16 protein-coding genes and 3 pseudogenes are annotated in these 18,661 nt (G+C 67.7%); 8 read left to right on the forward strand and 11 right to left on the reverse strand.

Annotated elements, in window-relative coordinates; translation table 11 throughout:
* Positions 1-4: 4 nt before the first annotated feature.
* Positions 5-2,191 (forward strand): manganese-exporting P-type ATPase CtpC, encoded by a 2,187-nt coding sequence (gene ctpC / locus G6N20_RS12345; RefSeq protein ID WP_083047420.1) that lies wholly within the window; start codon positions 5-7, stop codon positions 2,189-2,191.
* A gap of 12 nt (positions 2,192-2,203) precedes the next feature.
* On the opposite strand, the gene G6N20_RS12350 is transcribed toward ctpC, so the two are convergent.
* A complete protein-coding gene (locus G6N20_RS12350) occupies positions 2,204-2,860 on the reverse strand; it encodes a cation transporter (protein WP_083047422.1) in 657 nt (218 codons plus the stop codon).
* Between the two features lie 104 nt (positions 2,861-2,964).
* On the opposite strand from G6N20_RS12350, the gene G6N20_RS12355 reads away from it, so the two are divergent.
* On the forward strand, positions 2,965-4,143 hold the full coding sequence (locus G6N20_RS12355) for a CoA transferase (RefSeq protein WP_083047425.1): 1,179 nt from the start codon (positions 2,965-2,967) through the stop codon (positions 4,141-4,143).
* Between the two features lie 279 nt (positions 4,144-4,422).
* Entirely contained in the window at positions 4,423-6,723 is a 2,301-nt protein-coding gene (locus G6N20_RS12360) for a SulP family inorganic anion transporter (RefSeq protein WP_083047427.1), read from the forward strand.
* Here G6N20_RS12360 and G6N20_RS12365 read toward each other — a convergent pair.
* From G6N20_RS12365 to G6N20_RS12375, 3 genes are read right to left on the reverse strand one after another with little or no spacing between them, the layout of a single operon-like run.
* Positions 6,687-7,856: an acyl-CoA dehydrogenase gene (locus G6N20_RS12365; RefSeq protein WP_083047429.1), complete on the reverse strand. Its 1,170-nt coding sequence runs from the start codon at positions 7,854-7,856 to the stop codon at positions 6,687-6,689. The genes G6N20_RS12360 and G6N20_RS12365 overlap by 37 nt on opposite strands.
* Positions 7,857-7,869: 13 nt before the next feature.
* Positions 7,870-8,385, reverse strand: a complete 516-nt coding sequence (gene purE, locus G6N20_RS12370) for a 5-(carboxyamino)imidazole ribonucleotide mutase (RefSeq protein ID WP_083047431.1) — start codon at positions 8,383-8,385, stop codon at positions 7,870-7,872.
* A complete protein-coding gene (locus G6N20_RS12375; RefSeq protein WP_083047433.1) occupies positions 8,382-9,647 on the reverse strand; it encodes a 5-(carboxyamino)imidazole ribonucleotide synthase in 1,266 nt (421 codons plus the stop codon). The genes purE and G6N20_RS12375 overlap by 4 nt, the downstream gene beginning before the upstream one ends.
* 99 nt (positions 9,648-9,746) lie before the next feature.
* Here G6N20_RS12375 and G6N20_RS12380 point away from each other — a divergent pair, with 99 nt between their 5' ends.
* A complete protein-coding gene (locus G6N20_RS12380) occupies positions 9,747-10,421 on the forward strand; it encodes a GtrA family protein (protein WP_083047435.1) in 675 nt (224 codons plus the stop codon).
* Here G6N20_RS12380 and G6N20_RS12385 read toward each other — a convergent pair.
* Genes G6N20_RS12385 through G6N20_RS12400 form a run of 4 tightly spaced genes read right to left on the reverse strand, consistent with a single transcriptional unit; the run spans position 10,376 to position 12,442 of the window.
* Positions 10,376-10,894, reverse strand: a complete 519-nt coding sequence (locus G6N20_RS12385) for a PH domain-containing protein (RefSeq protein ID WP_083047437.1) — start codon at positions 10,892-10,894, stop codon at positions 10,376-10,378. The two genes, G6N20_RS12380 and G6N20_RS12385, sit on opposite strands and share 46 nt — an antisense overlap.
* Before the next feature lie 54 nt (positions 10,895-10,948).
* Positions 10,949-11,359: a type II toxin-antitoxin system VapC family toxin gene (locus G6N20_RS12390; RefSeq protein WP_083047439.1), complete on the reverse strand. Its 411-nt coding sequence runs from the start codon at positions 11,357-11,359 to the stop codon at positions 10,949-10,951.
* Positions 11,356-11,718 carry a type II toxin-antitoxin system CcdA family antitoxin gene (locus G6N20_RS12395; RefSeq protein WP_324615395.1) on the reverse strand — a complete coding sequence of 121 codons (363 nt, stop codon included), beginning with the start codon at positions 11,716-11,718 and terminating at the stop codon, positions 11,356-11,358. Before G6N20_RS12395 ends, G6N20_RS12390 begins: the two co-directional genes overlap by 4 nt.
* Positions 11,639-12,442, reverse strand: a complete 804-nt coding sequence (locus G6N20_RS12400) for a biotin--[acetyl-CoA-carboxylase] ligase (RefSeq protein ID WP_083047443.1) — start codon at positions 12,440-12,442, stop codon at positions 11,639-11,641. Before G6N20_RS12400 ends, G6N20_RS12395 begins: the two co-directional genes overlap by 80 nt.
* A 56-nt stretch (positions 12,443-12,498) precedes the next feature.
* Between G6N20_RS12400 and G6N20_RS12405 the strand changes: the two genes are divergently transcribed.
* From G6N20_RS12405 to G6N20_RS21270, 4 genes and pseudogenes are all read left to right on the forward strand, one after another.
* A complete protein-coding gene (locus tag G6N20_RS12405; protein ID WP_083047445.1) occupies positions 12,499-14,139 on the forward strand; it encodes an acyl-CoA carboxylase subunit beta in 1,641 nt (546 codons plus the stop codon).
* Between the two features lie 26 nt (positions 14,140-14,165).
* Positions 14,166-14,518: pseudogene (locus tag G6N20_RS12410) on the forward strand (acyl-CoA carboxylase subunit epsilon); the annotation flags it as partial.
* On the forward strand, positions 14,515-15,156 hold the full coding sequence (locus tag G6N20_RS12415; RefSeq protein ID WP_083047447.1) for a Maf family protein: 642 nt from the start codon (positions 14,515-14,517) through the stop codon (positions 15,154-15,156). The pseudogene G6N20_RS12410 and the gene G6N20_RS12415, both read left to right, overlap by 4 nt.
* A 333-nt stretch (positions 15,157-15,489) precedes the next feature.
* Positions 15,490-15,561, forward strand: a pseudogene (locus tag G6N20_RS21270) (hypothetical protein); the annotation flags it as partial.
* Between the two features lie 92 nt (positions 15,562-15,653).
* On the opposite strand, the pseudogene G6N20_RS12425 reads toward G6N20_RS21270, so the two are convergent.
* From G6N20_RS12425 to istA, 3 genes and pseudogenes are all read right to left on the reverse strand, one after another.
* Positions 15,654-16,381: pseudogene (locus tag G6N20_RS12425) on the reverse strand (IS21 family transposase); the annotation flags it as partial.
* A gap of 156 nt (positions 16,382-16,537) precedes the next feature.
* A complete protein-coding gene (gene istB / locus G6N20_RS12430) occupies positions 16,538-17,338 on the reverse strand; it encodes an IS21-like element ISMbo1 family helper ATPase IstB (protein WP_083047449.1) in 801 nt (266 codons plus the stop codon).
* A complete protein-coding gene (istA, locus tag G6N20_RS12435; protein ID WP_083047452.1) occupies positions 17,338-18,576 on the reverse strand; it encodes an IS21-like element ISMbo1 family transposase in 1,239 nt (412 codons plus the stop codon). Before istA ends, istB begins: the two co-directional genes overlap by 1 nt.
* Positions 18,577-18,661: the final 85 nt, after the last annotated feature.

Consider the following 18,661-nt stretch of genomic DNA (forward strand, 5'->3'; position numbering starts at 1 on the left):
CGACATGACCCTTGCGCTTGTTCCCCAGACCGCGACCACCCAAGACCCCGAGCTGGCGGTGGTGTCGGATGCGGCCGGACGGATGCGCGTCCGGGTCGGCTGGGTCCGAAGCGACTCCCAGCGCGCGGTCGCGGTCGAAGAGGCCGTCGCCAAGCAGCACGGCGTGCGGGTGGTGCACGCCTACCCGCGCACCGGGTCTGTCGTGGTCTGGTATTCCCCCCGGCGCTGCGACCGCGCCTCCGTGCTCGCGGCGATCGGCGACGCCAAACACATTGCGGCCGAGCTGATCCCGGCGCGCGCGCCGCACTCCGCGGAGATCCGCAACTCCGATGTGCTGCGCATGGTCATCGGCGGTGCGGCGCTGGCGGTGCTGGGCATGCGCCGCTACGTGTTCGCCCGGCCACCGCTGCTGGGGCCGACCGGCCGGACGGTCGCCACCGGCGTCACCATCTTCACCGGCTACCCGTTCCTGCGCGGCGCGCTGCGCTCGCTGCGCTCCGGCAAGGCCGGCACCGATGCGCTGGTCTCGGCGGCGACCGTGGCCAGCCTCATCCTGCGGGAAAACGTGGTCGCGCTCACCGTGCTGTGGCTGCTCAACATCGGCGAGTACCTGCAGGATCTGACCCTGCGGCGGACCCGGCGGGCGATCTCGGAGCTGCTGCGCGGCAACCAGGACACCGCGTGGATCCGGCTGACCGAGGGTCCCGACGTGGGCACCGAAGTCCAGGTGCCGATCGACACCGTGCAGATCGGCGACGAGGTGGTGGTGCACGACCACGTCGCGATCCCGGTCGACGGCGAGGTGGTCGACGGTGAGGCGATTGTCAACCAATCCGCGATCACCGGCGAGAACCTGCCGGTCAGCGTCATGGTCGGGGCGCGCGTGCACGCCGGTTCGGTCGTGGTGCGCGGACGCCTCGTGGTGCGCGCCCACGCCGTGGGCAGCCAGACCGCGATCGGGCGCATCATCACCAGAGTCGAACAGGCCCAACATGATCGGGCGCCGATCCAAACGGTCGGGGAGAACTTCTCCCGCCGCTTCGTGCCCACCTCGTTCGTCGTTTCCGCCATCACGTTGCTGATCACCGGGGATGTCCGCCGGGCAATGACGATGCTGCTGATCGCCTGCCCGTGCGCGGTGGGCCTGTCCACCCCGACGGCGATCAGCGCCGCGATCGGCAACGGCGCCCGCCGGGGCATCCTGATCAAGGGCGGATCCCACCTCGAGCAGGCCGGCCGGGTCGACGCGATCGTCTTCGACAAGACCGGGACGCTGACCGTCGGGCGTCCGGTGGTCACCAATATCGTTGCCATGCACCCCGATTGGGAGCCCGAACAGGTGCTGGCGTATGCGGCCAGCTCGGAGATCCACTCGCGTCACCCGCTGGCCGAAGCGGTGATCCGGTCCACCGAGGAACGCCGCATCAGCATCCCGCCGCACGAGGAGTGCGAGGTGCTGGTCGGCCTGGGCATGCGGATGTGGGCCGACGGCCGGACGCTGCTGCTGGGCAGCCCGTCGCTGCTGCGCGCCGAAAACGTGCAGGTGCCCAGCACGGCCTCGGAGTGGGTCGACAAGCTGCGACGCCAGGCGGAGACCCCGCTGCTGCTGGCCGTGGACGGCACGCTGGTGGGCCTGATCAGCCTGCGCGACGAGGTGCGCCCGGAGGCCGCCGAGGTGCTGGCGCAGTTGCGCGCCAACGGGGTTCGCCGGATCGTCATGCTGACCGGCGACCATCCCGACATCGCCAAGGTGGTCGCCGAGGAGCTGGCGATCGACGAATGGCACGCCGAGGTGATGCCCGAGGACAAACTCGACGTGGTGCGCGAGTTGCAAGGCGACGGCTACGTCGTCGGGATGGTCGGCGACGGGATCAACGACGCCCCGGCGCTGGCGGCCGCCGACATCGGGATCGCCATGGGCCTGGCCGGAACCGACGTCGCCGTCGAGACCGCCGACGTGGCGCTGGCCAACGACGACCTGCGCCGCCTGCTCGACGTGCGCGACCTGGGCTCGCGGGCGGTCGAGGTCATCCGGGAGAACTACGGCATGTCGATCGCCGTCAACGCCGCCGGCCTGCTCGTCGGCGCGGGCGGCGCGCTGTCACCGGTGCTGGCCGCGATCCTGCACAACGCCTCCTCGGTGGCGGTGGCGGCCAACAGCTCCCGGTTGATCCGCTATCGGCTGGACTAGCGCGCTCGACGATCAGCAGCCGCAGTCCTGGCCACGCCAGGCCCGGACACCTTGCCAGACCGCCACACCCGCGATCGCCAGGCCTATCGCCGGGTCGATCCACCAGCCGCCCGGCCAGGTGGCGGTGACCGCCAGACCGATCAGCACACCGGCGGCCTGGGCGGCGCACAGGTAGTTCTGGGTGCCCTCGCCCTCGGTGGCCCCCGAGCCCAGCCGCGCCCCGACTGTGTGGTTGGCCCGGCCCAGAATCGGCATCAGCAGCAGCGCAATCGCCGTCAGCGCGATGCCGATCACCGAGGCCTCGGCGGGTCGCCCACCGCTCAGCTGCCGCACGGACTCCACCGCGATGTAGGGCGCGATCAGCCAAAACGACACCGCGACGCCGCGTTGGGCGCGCCGCTCGGCGGTCCGCGACGCCATCCGGTCGCCGGTGAACCGCCAGAGCACCACGGCGCTGGCCAGGCCCTCGGACCCGCCACCCAACGCCCAGCCGGTCAGGGCGATGGATCCCACGGCCACCCCTTGCCACACCCCGACGCCGCCCTCGGTGAGCAACACTGCGAGGCTGACCCACGCCAGGCGCCGCGCCCAGACGGCGTTGCGCCGCCAGTCGGCGTCGCCGACCGTTGCGTGCGCGGACGCGTCGCGGTGGGCGGTTACCGTCTCCATCCCGACGATGGTAAAGGCAAGACGGGCCCGGCGCCGGCAGCGCTGTGGTTAATCTGGCGTCGGTCGACGCCCAAGCAGACCAGGCACCAGGGAAGGGCACGCCGATGCCGAACACCCCCGCCAAACCCCTCGACGGGTTCCGGGTACTCGATTTCACCCAGAACGTGGCCGGACCGCTGGCCGGACAGGTGCTGGCCGACCTGGGTGCCGAGGTGATCAAGGTCGAGGCGCCCGACGGTGACGCGGCCCGGCAGATCACCGCGGTGCTTCCCGGACGCCCGCCGCTGGCCAGCTATTTTCTGCCCAATAACCGGGGCAAGAAGTCGGTGTCGGTGGACCTGACCACCGAGCGTGCCAAGCAGCAGATTCTGCGCCTGGCCGATACCGCCGACGTCGTCTTGGAGGCGTTTCGCCCCGGAACCATGGAACGACTGGGCCTGGGACCCGAGGACCTGCGGTCGCGCAACCCCAAGCTGATCTATGCGCGGCTGACGGCCTACGGCGCAAACGGCCCGCACGGCAGCCGGCCGGGGATCGACCTCATGGTGGCCGCCGAGGCCGGAATGACCACCGGGATGGCGACCCCGGACGGCAAGCCGCAGATCATCCCGTTCCAACTGGTCGACAACGCCAGCGGTCACGTGCTGGCCCAGGCGGTGCTGGCCGCGTTGCTGCACCGCGAACGCCATGGAGTGGCCGACGTCGTCCGGGTTGCCATGTACGACGTCGCGGTGGGGCTGCAGGCCAACCAGCTGACCATGCACCTCAACCGGACCACCGACCGGCCGCAACCCGATCCGGCGGCCAAGACCAAGCGGCGCAAGGGAGTTGGCTTCGCGACCCAGCCGTCCGACGCGTTCCGCGCCGCCGACGGCTACGTCGTCATCAGCGCGTACGTGCCCAAGCATTGGGCGAAGCTGTGCCAGCTCCTCGGCCGGCCCGATCTGCTGGACGACGCCCGGTTCGCCGATCAGCGTCTGCGCTCGATCAACTACCCCGAGTTGACCGCCGAACTGGAATCGGCACTGGCCGGCAAGGCCGCCGCCGAATGGGTTGACCTGCTGCAAACCAACGGCCTAATGGCCTGCCTTGCCCACACCTGGAAACAGGTCGTCGACACCCCGCTGTTCGCCGAGAACGAACTCGCCCTCACCGTCGGCGGCGGCCCCGACGCGGTCACGGTGATTCGCACACCGGCGCGCTACTCGACGTTCCACGCCGCGGTCACCGATCCGCCGCCGGCAATCGGCCAGCATAACGGCGTGTTTCTGGCCGAGCTTTAGCGTTGGTCAGCCGTCGGACGGGGCACCGCCATTCTTTGAGTTGGCAATGAGTTGGCTCTAGGTTTCGCCGACTCAACCGGGCCGGCGTGAAGGATTGCGTCTGACCGCTTTCCGCGGGCCGACGATGTTTGCCGTGCGCAGATGTCAGCTATCTCGCATCCGAGACACCCGGTGGACGCCGGATGGACACGCCACGTTCATGCCGGTCATGAAGGGTCGTCGGCTGGCGGTCGCCCGATCCCCGCGAACCCCATTTGACCGACTTCGAGGAGTAGGAAATTGAGCACAGCTGTCCAGAACTCCGCCGACGCACCCGAAGCTCGATCTCGGTCGATCTTGGCCAATCTGCGCCACGACCTGCCCGCATCGCTGGTCGTCTTCCTGGTTGCGCTGCCGCTGTCGCTAGGAATCGCGATCGCTTCCGGCGCCCCGCTGGCCGCCGGTTTGATCGCCGCGGTGGTGGGTGGCATCGTCGCCGGGGCGCTCGGCGGGTCGGCGGTGCAGGTCAGCGGCCCGGCCGCGGGCCTGACCGTGGTGGTCGCCGAGCTGATCGACAAGCTCGGCTGGCCGATGTTGTGCGTCATGACCGTCGCCGCGGGTGCCCTGCAGATCGCGTTCGGCCTGAGCCGGATGGCGCGCGCCGCGCTGGCCATCGCTCCGGTCGTGGTGCACGCCATGCTGGCGGGCATCGGTATCACCATCGCGCTGCAGCAGGTTCACGTCCTGATGGGTGGTTCGTCGTACAGCTCGGCGTGGCAGAACATCGCGGCGCTGCCCAACGGCATCCTCCACCACGAGCTGCATGAGGTGATCGTCGGCGGAACGGTCATCGCCATCTTGGTGCTGTGGTCACGGCTGCCCGCCACGGTGCGAATCATTCCCGGCCCGCTGGTGGCCATCGTGGCAGCGACCGCGCTGGCGACCGCGGTGGGGCTGGATACCCAACGAATCGACCTCTCCGGCAACTTCTTTCAGGCGATCGGCCTGCCCAAGTTGCCCGAATCGGCCCCGGGAGGGCAGCCGTGGGCTCACCAGCTCAGCGCCATCGTGCTCGGCGTGTTCACCATCGCCCTGATCGCTAGCGTCGAGTCGCTGCTGTGCGCGGTCGGCGTCGACAAGCTGCACCGCGGCCCGCGCACCAACTTCAACCGGGAAATGATCGGGCAGGGCAGCGCCAACGTGGTGTCCGGACTGCTCGGCGGGCTGCCGATCACCGGTGTCATCGTGCGCAGCTCGGCCAATGTGGCCGCGGGCGCGCGCACCCGGATGTCGGCGATCCTGCACGGGGTGTGGATTCTGCTGTTTGCGTCGCTGTTCACCAACCTGGTGGAACTTATTCCCAAGGCCGCACTGGCCGGGCTGCTCATCGTGATCGGCGCCCAGCTGGTCAAGCTGGCGCACATCAAACTGGCTTGGCGCACCGGCAATTTCGTGGTCTACGCGATCACCATCGGGTGCGTGGTATTCCTCAACCTGCTGGAGGGAGTGGCCATCGGGCTTGCGGTCGCGATCGTCTTCCTGCTGGTGCGGGTGATCCGCGCCCCGGTCGAGGTCAGACCGGTGGGCGGCGAGCAGTCCAAGCAGTGGCGGGTCGACATCGACGGCACGTTGAGCTTCCTGCTGCTGCCCCGGCTGACCCATGTGCTGTCGACCCTGCCCGAGGGGTCCGAGGTGACGCTGAACCTGAACGCGGACTACATCGATGATTCCGTGTCCGAGGCCATCACCGACTGGCAACGAGCCCACGAGGCCAGGGGCGGGGTGGTGGCGATCGTGGAAACGTCGCCCGCCAAGCTGCACCACGCGCACGCGGGTCCACCCAAGCGTCACTTCGCTTCCGATCCGATCGGGCTGGTTCCGTGGCGGTCGGCGCGCGGCAATCATCGCGGCGAGGGCAACGGGTCGATCCTGGACCGCATCGACGCCTACCACCGCAACGGTGCCGCCGCGTTGCACCCGCATATCGCCGGGCTGACCGATTCGCAGAACCCGGACGAGCTGTTCCTCACCTGCGCCGACTCACGGATCTTGCCCAACGTCATCACCGCCAGCGGCCCGGGCGACCTGTACACCGTCCGCAACTTCGGCAACCTGGTACCGCTGGATCCGGCCGACCGATCGGTGGACGCCGCACTCGACTTCGCCGTCAACCGGCTGGGCGTCAGTTCGGTTGTCGTGTGCGGACATTCGTCGTGCGGCGCGATGGCGTCGCTGCTGCAGGACACCGCGGAGCAGGCGACGACGCCCATGGGGTATTGGCTGCAGAACGCCCGCGACAGCCTGGCCGCACACCGGCAACACCACCCGGCCCGCCGAAGCGCCGAGGCCAGCGGCTACCCCGAAGTCGACCAGCTGAGCATCGTCAACGTCGCCATCCAGGTGGACAGGCTGACCCGCCACCCGATCCTGGCGCCCGCGGTCGCGTCCGGCGATCTGCAGGTCGTCGGGATATTCTTCGACATCTCGACCGCCCGGGTGTATGAGGTGGCCCAGGAGGGCATCGTGTGCCCCGACGAGCCGACCGGCACCCCGTCGAGCACGGATCAGCGCAGCAGCGCCCGCGACATCACGACGCGCTGAATCTGATTGGTGCCCTCGTAGATTTGGGTGATCTTGGCGTCGCGCATAAACCGCTCGACGGGGAAATCGGTGGTGTAGCCGGCGCCGCCGAACAGTTGCACGGCGTCGGTGGTGACCTCCATCGCGATGTCGGAGGCGAAGCATTTCGACGCCGCCGAGATGAAACCCAGATCCGGTTCACCGCGTTCGGCGCGGGCGGCGGCGGTGTAGACCATCAGCCGCGCCGCCTCCACCTTCATCGCCATGTCGGCCAGCATGAACTGGATGGCCTGGAAGGTGCTGATCGACTCGCCGAATTGCTTGCGGTCCCTGGTGTAGGCGAGGGCGGCGTCCAGCGCGCCCTGGGCGATGCCCACGGCCTGGGCGCCGATCGTGGGACGGGTGTGGTCCAACGTGGCCAGCGCGGTCTTGAAGCCGGTGCCGGGTTCCCCGATGATCCGATCGCCCGGGATGCGGCAGTTCTCGAAATACAGCTCGGTGGTCGGTGAGCCCTTGATCCCGAGCTTGCGTTCTTTCGGGCCGACGGTGAACCCGTCGTCGTCCTTGTGCACCATGAACGCCGAGATGCCGTTGGCGCCCTTGTCCGGATCGGTCACCGCCATCACCGTGTACCAGGTCGACTTGCCGCCGTTGGTGATCCAGCATTTGGCGCCGTTGAGGATCCAGTGGTCCCCGTCGGCCTGGGCGCGGGTGCGCATCGACGCCGCGTCACTGCCGGCTTCGCGTTCACTCAATGCGTAGGACGCCATCGCCCCCTGGGTGGCCAGCGCCGGCAACACCTGCTTCTTCAGCTCCTCCGAACCCCGCAGGATCAGGCCCATGGTGCCCAGCTTGTTCACCGCCGGGATCAACGAAGCGGATGCGTCGACGCGCGCCACCTCCTCGATCACGATGCAGGCCGCCACCGAGTCCGCCCCCTGGCCGCCGTACTCCTCCGGAATGTGCACGGCGTTGAATCCGGAGGAATTGAGCGCCACTAGTGCCTCTTCGGGGAACCGGGCGTGCTCGTCGACGTCGGCGGCATGCGGGGCGATCTCCTTCTCGGCCAATGCCCGAATCGCGGCCCGCAGCTCTTGGTGCTCCTCGGGCAGTTGGAACAGGTCGAACGAGGGATTCCCGGCCCACCCAGCCATCACGACCTCCTTGCTAGTCGCGGGTTAACTTACCGGCATGTCGCTGCAGCTCGGCATCCTTGGCCGCGACGGCGCCGGCCAGCCGGCCCTGGAAAGCGACGATCTGCGCCCGCAGCGCCGCGTCGGACGATCCCAGCATGCGCACCGCCAGCAGGCCAGCGTTACGGGCACCGCCGATCGACACCGTGGCCACCGGAACGCCGGCCGGCATCTGCACGATCGACAACAGCGAATCCAGCCCGTCCAGCCGGCCCAACGGCACCGGCACGCCGATCACCGGCAGCGGTGTGGCGGCGGCGACCATCCCGGGCAGGTGCGCGGCCCCGCCCGCACCGGCGATGATCACCTCGATGCCGCGGTCGGCCGCACCACGGGCGTAGTCGAACATCACCGCGGGGGTGCGGTGCGCCGACACCACCCGCACCTCGAACGGGATGTCGAACTCGGCCAGCGCCGCCGCCGCGTCGGCCATCACCGACCAGTCGCTGTCGCTGCCCATGATGACGCCGACCCGGGGTGGTTGGGTCATCTCCCCCGCTCCTCTCCCCCGTCCGTCCACTGCGCATGCGACAGCCAGTGCGCCGCCCGCTCGGCACGGTCACGCAGGTGCGGCAGGTCGGCGGGGTCGGCGCCGAGGAAGTTGATGTGGCCCAGCTTGCGGCCGGGCCGCTCGGCCTTGCCGTACAGGTGAACCCGCGCGTCCGGCATGCGCGCGAAAAGATGGTGCAACCGCTCGTCGACGCCCATCGACGGCGGCCGCGCCGCACCCAGCACGTTGGCCATCACCGTCACCGGTGCGACGGCGCCGGTGTCGCCGAGCGGGTAGTCCAGCACCGCGCGCAGATGCTGCTCGAATTGGCTGGTGCGCGACCCGTCCATGGTCCAGTGCCCGGAATTGTGCGGCCGCATCGCCAGCTCGTTGACCAGCAACGTGCCTGGGGGCCCCTCCCGCTTGCGGGGGAGAGCGGTCTCGAAGAGTTCCACGGCGAGCACACCGACGACGCCGAGTTGCGCTGCCAATCGCAGCGCCAGCTGCTGCGCGGCCGCGGCCAGCTCGTCGGGCAGCCCCGGCGCGGGCGCGATCACCTGCACGCAGATGCCGTCGCGTTGCACCGTCTGCACCACCGGCCAGGCCGCACCCTGGCCGAACGGCGAGCGCGCCACCAGCGCCGACAGTTCCCGGCGCAGTTCCACCCGTTCCTCGATCAGCACCGGCAACCCGTCAGCCAGGTACTCGCGTGCGATAGCACGGGCGTGCGCCACATCGTGTGCCATCGCAACGCCGCGGCCGTCGTAACCCCCACGCACCGACTTGACCACCATCGGGGCGCCGACACGCTTAGCGAAGGCGTCGATTTCGTCAAGGTTGTCAAGGCCTTTGACAGCCGTGTGCCGGGGCACCGGGACATCCAGCGCCGCCAACCGCCGACGCATGACGAGCTTGTCCTGGGCGTGCCTCAGGGCCCGCGGCGGCGGCGCCACATTGACCCCTTCGGCGACCAGCTTCTCCACCAGCTCGGTCGGCACGTGCTCGTGGTCGAAGGTCAGCACGTCGGCTCCGGCGGCAACGCGGCGCAGGTCGTCAAGGTCGGTGTGCGAACCGACCACCACGTCGGGGGTGACCTGCGCAGCCGGATCGTCGGCGGCGGCGGCCAACACGCGCAGCGTCTGCCCGAGCGCGATCGCGGCCTGATGGGTCATCCGAGCAAGTTGACCGCCGCCGACCATCGCTACCTGGGGGCACCTCCCGCTTGCGGGGGACGGGCTGCGTGAACTCGGCACGGCGATCATGGTGTCATGGCGTGTGAGCGGCGTGTTTACCGGCTATGGCAGCGAATCGTCAGATGCCATTTTGCGCCGATTTTGCCTCGATCCGTACACTGACGTGTTGTGTCCTTTGCCGATGCCACGATCACGCGCCTTCCCGGGGTGGTTCAGCCCTTTGCGCAGCGTCATCATGAACTCATCAAGTTCGCCATCGTCGGCGGCACCACATTCATCATCGACACGGCAATTTTCTACACACTCAAGCTCACCATTCTTGAGCCAAAGCCGGTGACCGCCAAGGTGATCGCCGGCATTGTTGCCGTCATCGCGTCCTACGTGCTGAACCGGGAATGGAGTTTCCGGGACCGCGGCGGACGCGAACGCCATCACGAGGCGTTGCTGTTCTTCGCGTTCAGCGGGGTCGGGGTGTTGCTGAGCATGGCGCCGCTGTGGGTCTCCAGCTACGTTCTGCAGCTGCGGGTCCCCACGGTGTCGTTGACCGTGGAGAACATCGCAGACTTCATCTCGGCCTACCTCATCGGGAACCTGCTGCAGATGGCGTTCCGCTTCTGGGCTTTCCGGCGCTGGGTGTTTCCCGACGAGTTCGCCCGCAACCCCGACAAGGCGCTGGAATCGGCCCTCACCGCCGGCGGTATCGCCGAGGTGTTCGAGGACACCCTCGAAGGCGGCAACGTCACTTTGCTGCGGGCCTGGCGCAGTCGCGCCGCGCGCGCGGAGTTGACGGCGGCGCGTCAGCTTGGTGATTCTTCCGAGCCCAGGGTGTCGAAAACTTCGTGATATAGCAGCGCGTGGACTTCCCGCAGGCGCGGAATGTCGGAGAATTCCAACGGATCTTGCGATGCCGACTCGATGATCAGCGTCCCGGTGCGAAACATCCGTTCCAGCAGCCGGTCCCGGAACTCCACGCTGTTGATCCGGGCCAGCGGGATGTCGATGCCGCTGCGCGTGAGCACGCCGTGCCGGAACATCACCCGCCGATTGGTGACCACGAAATGCGTTGTCAGCCAGCTCAGGAAGGGGCGCAGCGTAAGCCAACCGACGATCACCAGCCAGATCCCCCAAATCACGCCATGGATGATGTTCTTCGCCAGCTGCTGCCACGGCGTGGAGTTGACGAACCCGGAGCCCAACGCGGCCAGCCCGGTCACCAGGATCAGCGCCAGGACGGGCAAGATCAGACGTTTCCAGTGGGGGTGGCGATGCAGCACCACCCGCTCGCCGGCTGCCAGGGCATTGTCCGGATAGCTCATGCTGGCGACCTTAGCCTGAAGCCATGACGGCCGGTGAAGCCAACGGCGTGTGGCTCAGGCAGTGATGTCTTCAGCCATGCCGCAAACACGCGCGAGCTTGCGGTCGACGGTGAGCAGAGGAACGCGCAGCTGACTGGCCAGCTCGACATAGAGCGCATCGAGAAGCCGGACGTCGGCACGTCGTGCCCATGCGCCAAGGAGGAGGCCGTTGAGGCCATGCCGTTGCACGGGCAGTTGAGCAAGACGGTTAAGCCCGGCCTCAACGTCGGTGGCGTCGATCGTTCCCGCGCGGTGCAGCCGTCCCATGGCCGATAAGACCTCAGCGTCCAGATGCGCCGGCGCGTGCAGGCGGGTGTCGCGGAGGCGTTGCTGTACTGCCTGTCCATGGGTGAAGTCACCTAGCAGTTCCACCAGGACGGACGCGTCAACCACAACCTCGTCGACCGAGGCTTGCCCGGCTCTCACGATGGCTCGCCGAACTCGTCGCGAACCTCATCGAGCGCTTGTATCGCCGCTTCATGCGATCTTCTACCACGCAGCGGCGGAAGCGCGTCGAGCCAGGCGTTGGTCGCTCTGCGGTCGAGCTCCTCCGCAAGCGCTGCTTGCACCACTGCAGACACGTTGACGTCGGCGGAGCGCACCCGGTCCGCAAGTTCGTCTGGAACGTACACATTGAGTCTCGCGATACGCACACTATACACACATTCATGCCGGGGGTGCGGCCGCGCCAGGCGCGCCCGCCGGTTAGCGCACATGCACCACGTCACCAGCCGATATCGCGACGGTCTGACCGTCGTCGTCAACACAGAGGCGGCCCTGGTCATCGACAGCACGGGCAGTCCCGACCAACTCGTGGCCGCCGGGGAGCTGAACGCGCACGCGTGACCCGATGGTCAGACTGTGCGCGCGGTAGTTGGCCGGCAACTGGGAATCACCGCTTCGCCACTGGACGATGCGTACGCCGAGGTCTCGCAGCAACGAGCGGACAAGCTGGTTCCGATCAGGGGCCGCCACCCCGAGATCGAGCAGAGAGGTCGCTCCGGGCTCGTCAATCTCGCCGGCGGCCAGCGTGACGTTGAGTCCCAGGCCAACCACCACGAACGGCCGCGCGACTTCGGCCAGGATGCCGGCCAGTTTGCCGTCACCGGCAAGCACGTCGTTGGGCCACTTCAGCCCCGCTTCGACCCCGGTGGCCGCGATCAGGGGAGCCACCGTGTCGACCACCGCCACCCCGGTGGCCAGCGGCAGCCAGCCCCACGCGCGGGTGGGCACATCGGCGGCGCGCACCCCACACGACATGATGATCTGCGCCCGGGGGGCCGCCGACCATCCGCGGCCATGACGGCCCCGCCCGGCGGTCTGATGCTCGGCGAGCAGCACCACGCCGTCGATGTCCTCCCCGGCGGCCGCCCGCGCCAGCAGGTCGGCGTTGGTGGACCCGGTCTGGTCAACCACATCGAGCCGTCGCCACTGCGAGCGGGTCCCGATGAGCCCGTCACGCAGCGAGGACTCATCCAGTGGCAGTCTGAGCCGTTCGCGGTCCAACACCGTCCCAGCCTAAGCCGCCGAGCCCACGAATCGAGCTGCCGATACCATCGAATCCCATGACAAGCGTTACCGACCACACCGCCGAGCCCGCGGCCCAGCACGCCATCGACATCCACACCACCGCGGGCAAGCTGGCGGAGCTGCACAAGCGGCGCGCGGAATCGCTGCACCCGGTCGGTGAGGCCGCGATCGAGAAGGTGCACGCCAAGGGCAAGCTGACCGCTCGGGAGCGCATCTACGCGCTGCTGGACGAGGATTCGTTCGTCGAGCTGGATGCGCTGGCCCGACACCGCAGCACCAACTTCGGCCTGGAGTCCAACCGCCCGGTCGGCGACGGCGTGGTCACCGGCTACGGCACCATCGACGGCCGCGACGTGTGCATCTTCAGCCAGGACGCCACGGTGTTCGGCGGCAGCCTGGGCGAGGTGTACGGCGAGAAGATCGTCAAGGTCCAGGAACTGGCGGTCAAGACCGGGCGCCCGCTGATCGGCATCAACGACGGCGCGGGCGCGCGCATCCAGGAGGGCGTCGTCTCGCTGGGGCTCTACAGCCGGATCTTCCGCAACAACATCCTGGCCTCCGGCGTCATCCCGCAGATCTCACTGATCATGGGCGCCGCCGCCGGCGGGCACGTGTACTCCCCCGCGTTGACCGATTTCGTGGTGATGGTCGACCAGACCAGCCAGATGTTCATCACCGGACCCGATGTCATCAAGACCGTCACCGGCGAGGACGTCACCATGGAGGAGCTCGGCGGTGCCCACACCCACATGGCCAAGTCGGGCACAGCGCACTACGTGGCATCCGGCGAGCAGGACGCCTTCGACTGGGTTCGCGAGCTGCTGAGCTACCTGCCCCCCAACAACGCCACCGACGCCCCGCGCTACCCCGCAGCCGTTCCCGAAGGCCCCATCGAGGAGAACCTCACCGCCGAAGACCTCGAGCTGGACACGCTCATCCCGGATTCGCCCAACCAGCCCTACGACATGCACGAGGTGGTCACCCGGATCCTCGACGACGACGAGTTCCTGGAGATACAGGCCGGTTATGCCCAGAACATCGTCGTCGGGTTCGGCCGCGTCGACGGTCGGCCGGTGGGCATTGTCGCCAACCAGCCCACGCAGTTCGCCGGGTGCTTGGACATCAACGCCTCGGAGAAGGCCGCCCGCTTCGTGCGCACCTGCGACTGCTTCAACATTCCGATCGTGATGCTGGTGGACGTTCCGGGCTTCCTGCCGGGCACCGACCAGGAATACAACGGCATCATCCGGCGCGGCGCCAAGCTGCTCTACGCCTACGGCGAGGCCACGGTTCCCAAGGTCACCGTCATCACCCGCAAGGCCTACGGCGGCGCGTACTGCGTGATGGGCTCCAAGGACATGGGCTGCGACGTCAACTTGGCGTGGCCGACCGCGCAGATCGCCGTGATGGGCGCTTCCGGCGCGGTCGGCTTCGTGTACCGCCAGCAGCTGGCCGAGGCCGCCCGCAACGGCGAGGACGTGGACGCGCTGCGGCTGCGGCTGCAGCAGGAGTACGAGGACACGTTGGTCAACCCCTACGTGGCCGCCGAACGCGGTTACGTCGACGCGGTGATCCCGCCGTCGCACACCCGCGGCTACATCGGTACCGCGCTGCGCCTGCTGGAACGCAAGATCGCGCAGCTGCCACCCAAAAAGCATGGGAACATTCCCCTGTGAGTCGAGTGAGCGGAACGAACCCGTGAAGTCGAGTGAGCGGAACGAACGAAGTGAGTGACGGGAACGAGACGAACAATCCCATCGAAGTGAGTGACGGGAACGAGACGAACAATCCGGCCCCTGTGAGTCGAGTGAGCGGAACGAACCCGTGAGCGCCGAGCCGCAGCACCCGCACGAGCCCCACATCGAGGTGCTCAAGGGCCAACCCACCGACCAGGAGCTGGCCGCGTTGGTCGCGGTGCTGGGCAGTATCGGCGGTTCGGCCCCGTCCGCTGCGCCCGAGCCCAGCCGGTGGGGGCTGCCGGTCGACAAGCTGCGGTACCCGGTCTTTAGTTGGCAGCGCATCACCCTGCAAGAAAAGACGCACATGCGCCGATGACCCGGCTGGTGCTGGGGTCTGCCTCCCCCGGTCGGCTCAAGGTCCTTCGCGAGGCCGGCATTGACCCGCTGGTGCTTGCCTCGGGCGTCAACGAGGACGTGGTCATCGCGGGGCTGGGGCGGGATGCCGCGCCCGCCGAGGTGGTGTGTGCGCTGGCCCGGGCCAAGGCCGAGCGCGTCGCGACAGCTGTGCACCACGCAGTCGCAGCCGATTGCGTTGTCGTTGGCTGTGATTCAATGCTCTACCTCGACGGCCAGCTATACGGCAAGCCGGAGTCCGTCGCAGGAGCGCGGCAACAGTGGCAGGCGATGGCGGGACGCTCCGGCCAACTCTACACCGGCCATTGCGTTATCCGGCTGCTGGACAACAGGATCGCACACTGTGTCGATGAAACATCAATGACCACAGTATATTTCGGGACTCCATCGCCCGGCGACCTCGAGGCATACCTGGCCAGCGGGGAACCGTTGCGGGCAGCGGGCGGATTCACCCTCGACGGCCTGAGCGGCTGGTTCATCGACCGAATCGACGGCGATCCGTCCAATGTGATCGGCCTGAGCCTGCCACTGTTGCGGTCACTGGTGCAGCGGTGTGGGCTGTCGGTGGCCGCACTGTGGGCGTGGAACGCCAGCGACTGAGTCGGACTAAGCTAAGCTAACGGGTCTCGCTGGTAAGTGGCGCTCCACGGGTTTTCGTGGGCGCCTTTCCTCTGGTCAGGGCTGGTTTTGGTGGTGGCGCAACGCCAGCGGTGTTTTGCGGGTGAAATGAGGGACGCGCATGGGATGTGCTCCTAGGGTTTCGGGGTTACCACACCAACCTCAACCCGGAGTTCGATCCGCGTGCGCGTCAGTACTGCATTTAACCGTCTGCTGCAGATCCCCGGGGCTTGGGTGACCGATGTGGTCATCGCCGAAGGCGACGTCGAAGTCACCCTGCGCCCCAAGGCCCGGCTGCTGCGCTGCCCGGTCGGTGTGCTTTTCTCGGTTTTCTATAATCGCCGCCGGCGCCGCTGGCGGCATCTTGACCTGGGCCGATACCGGTTGTGGCTGGTGTTTGAGATCCGGCGGGTGGAGTGCCCGGACTGCGGGGTGCGCACCGAGGAGCTGCCCTGGGCGCGTCCGGGGGCACGGCACACCCACCAGCGTTGGGCGGCGGTGTGGTTGACCTTCTCCACGACGTGCCGGGCAGATCGCCACGGCCACCCCGTAGCGCTTGGCCACCCCGGCAAACGACGCCGTGACTCGGCCGCTGCCGGGGTCGCAGACGGTGGCCATCCGGTCGAACCGCCAGACTTGAGTCACCCCGCCGAGTTCGCGGGTCACTTTGTCCAGCGCAGCCACCAGGTGTGGTTGATCCTGCGACGGACGACCACGCGGCTCGCCACTTACCGGAATACGCCAGCGACCCGACCAGCGGGTGCGCGGTCTTGCCCCACCCCCAGGACTCATGCGGGTTGGGCAATTCCAGCCAATCCCACTGGGTTTCATCCCCAGGGGAGTGCGCGATGACGACGTTGGGCCGTTGTGTGGCGGTGCGGCACGCCTGGCAGACCGGGCGCAGATTACGGGTGCGGATGTTGCGGGTCAGGCTCTGATATGACAGCCCAAACCCCAGCTCCTCAAGCTCGTCCAGCAGGGTGCGGGCCCACAAGTGCGGGTCCTCGGTCAGCCTGGCGGCGACATAGTCAACGAACGGATCGAACCGATCCGGACCCAACCGAACCCGCATCCCAGGTTTCTGTTCACCGTTGAGATATTTACGCACCGTCTTGCGGTCGAAGCGGGTGTGCCGGGCGATCGCCGAGATCGTCCAACCTCGCCGGCGTAGAGCATGTACTTCCACATCGTCCTCCCATGTGAGCATGAGAAAGCGGGCCTCCTTCGACAGGAGCTGTTGGCGTTAGACACCAGCAGCATCGACGGAGGCCCGCCCTTCTCGGCGGAGCCATGTCAACGGCACTCGAAAACTGACCCCCTGGCGGCATCTGAAAATTGACCCCCTAGACCTGGCGGTTGGTGGTTATTCTTCGGTGGTTCCGGCTGGTGGGACGCGGCCGAGGTCGCGGTCTTTGAGCCGGTAGCTGTCGCCTTTGAGGGCGACGACTTCAGCATGGTGGACGAGGCGGTCGATCATGGCGGCAGCAACGACGTCATCGCCGCCGAAAACCTCGCCCCACCGGCCGAAGGCCTTATTGGACGTGACGATCAAGCTGGCCTGCTCATACCGGGAGGACACCAGCTGGAAGAAGAGGTTGGCGGCCTCGGGCTCAAACGGAATGTAGCCGACTTCGTCAACCACCAGGAGCGGATAGCGGCAAAGCCGGGTGAGTTCGGCGTAGATGCGCCCGGCGTGATGAGCCTCGGCGAGCCGTGCTACCCATTCGGCGGCGGTGGCGAACAGCACCCGATGACCGGCCTGACACGCGCGTATCGCCAGGCCGACCGCAAGATGAGTCTTCCCGGTGCCAGGCGGGCCCAAAAACACGACGTTATCGCGGGCGGTGATGAAATCCAGGGTGCCCAGATGTGCGATGGTGTCGCGTTTGAGGCCACGAGCATGCTCAAAGTCGAACTCTTCCAACGACTTCCGAGCTGGGAAGCGGGCGGCGCGGATGCGGCCCTCACCACCATGGGACTCCCGGGCTGACACTTCGCGTTGCAGGCAGGCGGCCAGGTATTCTTCGTGGCTCCAGTTCTCGGCGCGGGCGCGATCGGCCAGCCGGGACACTGACTCACGCAGGGTGGGAGCTTTCAATGCTCGTGTCAGGTAAGCGATCTCGGTGGAAACATCACGGCGCTGGGTGGCTTTGGTGGTGGGCATCAGGCCACCCCGCCATCGATGTCGACTCCCAGCGCGTCATCGTAGTCGCTCAGTGAGCGGACCTGCACCTGCGGCTCAACTACCGGTGATGCTGCACTGAAGTGCCGGCGGCGCAACACCTTCGCCGCCTCCACATGTGCGGGATCGGAGACCGTCTGATGGACCGCCCAGATCCGCTCGTGATCGGCGACCAGCTCACCGTCGCAGAACACATGCACCCGCTCCAGGTCGGCGCGCACCAGCACCCGATGCCCGATCACACCCGGGTGCACCGAGTAGTCGTTGGAATCGCAGCGCACATAGTGATCCCGGGGCAGCCGCAGCGAGGTGCACCACCCGGTGGCCGGCGCCACCGGCGGCAAGCTCAGCATCGCGGCCCGATCCGCGCCGATGCGATCGGTGGGCGCACAACCCAGCGCGCGGCGGGTGCGGGTGTTCACCAGCGCCAGCCAGGCGCCCAGTTGGGCGTTGAAATCGGCCGGCGCAAACACCCGCCCGGGCAAAAACGAGCGCTCCAGGTAGTCGTGGGCCCTCTCAATGAGGCCCTTGGCCTCCGGGTCGGCCGGCCGGCAGATGAGCACCTTGGCCGCCAGCGTGCCGCGGAACGCCTGACACTCAGTGGTCAACTCCGACCGCCCGCCGCGCCAGCGCCCGATCGCGCCCTCGCCATCCCACACCAACACCCGCGGCACCGCCCCCAACGCCTCGATCAGCCGCCACCAGCCGGCGAACAGGTCCTCGGCACACCTGCTGGGCAGCAGCATCACCAACAGCCAGCGCGAATAGGCGCACACCATGGTCAGCACCGGCAACTGTTTGGCCGTGCGGGTCTGCCCGAACCCTACCGGCAACTCGATCGGCGGAAACCAGAAGTCGCACTGGGCAATTTCGCCTGCCACATACGTGGTGCGCGACGCCGGGTCCGGCGGCAGATACACCGGGCGCAGCTCGGCCACCCGCGCCGAGAGCACCCGAATCGAGCGCTCCCAGCCGATCCGCTCGGCGATCACCGTCGCCGGCATCGTCGGATAGGCCTGCAACAACTCCCGGATCCGCGGCTCAACCGCATCAACGATCCAACCCTGCGGTGCCCGTTCATATTTGGGCTGCTGGTTTGATTCCAACGCTGACTTCACCGTGTTCTTGGAAATCCCCAGCACCCGGGCGATCATCTTGATCGGCAAACCCTCCGCGCGATGCAATCGCCGAATCTCAGCCCAATCTTCCACAGTCAACATTCCCTTCGGCCCTCCTGGCTCGGGTAGAGCCAGTCCACCCGACCAGGGGGTCAAAATTCGGGTGCCGCGCCGGGGTCAGTTTTCA

This window comes from Mycobacterium shinjukuense (assembly GCF_010730055.1).
GTDB lineage: Bacteria > Actinomycetota > Actinomycetes > Mycobacteriales > Mycobacteriaceae > Mycobacterium > Mycobacterium shinjukuense.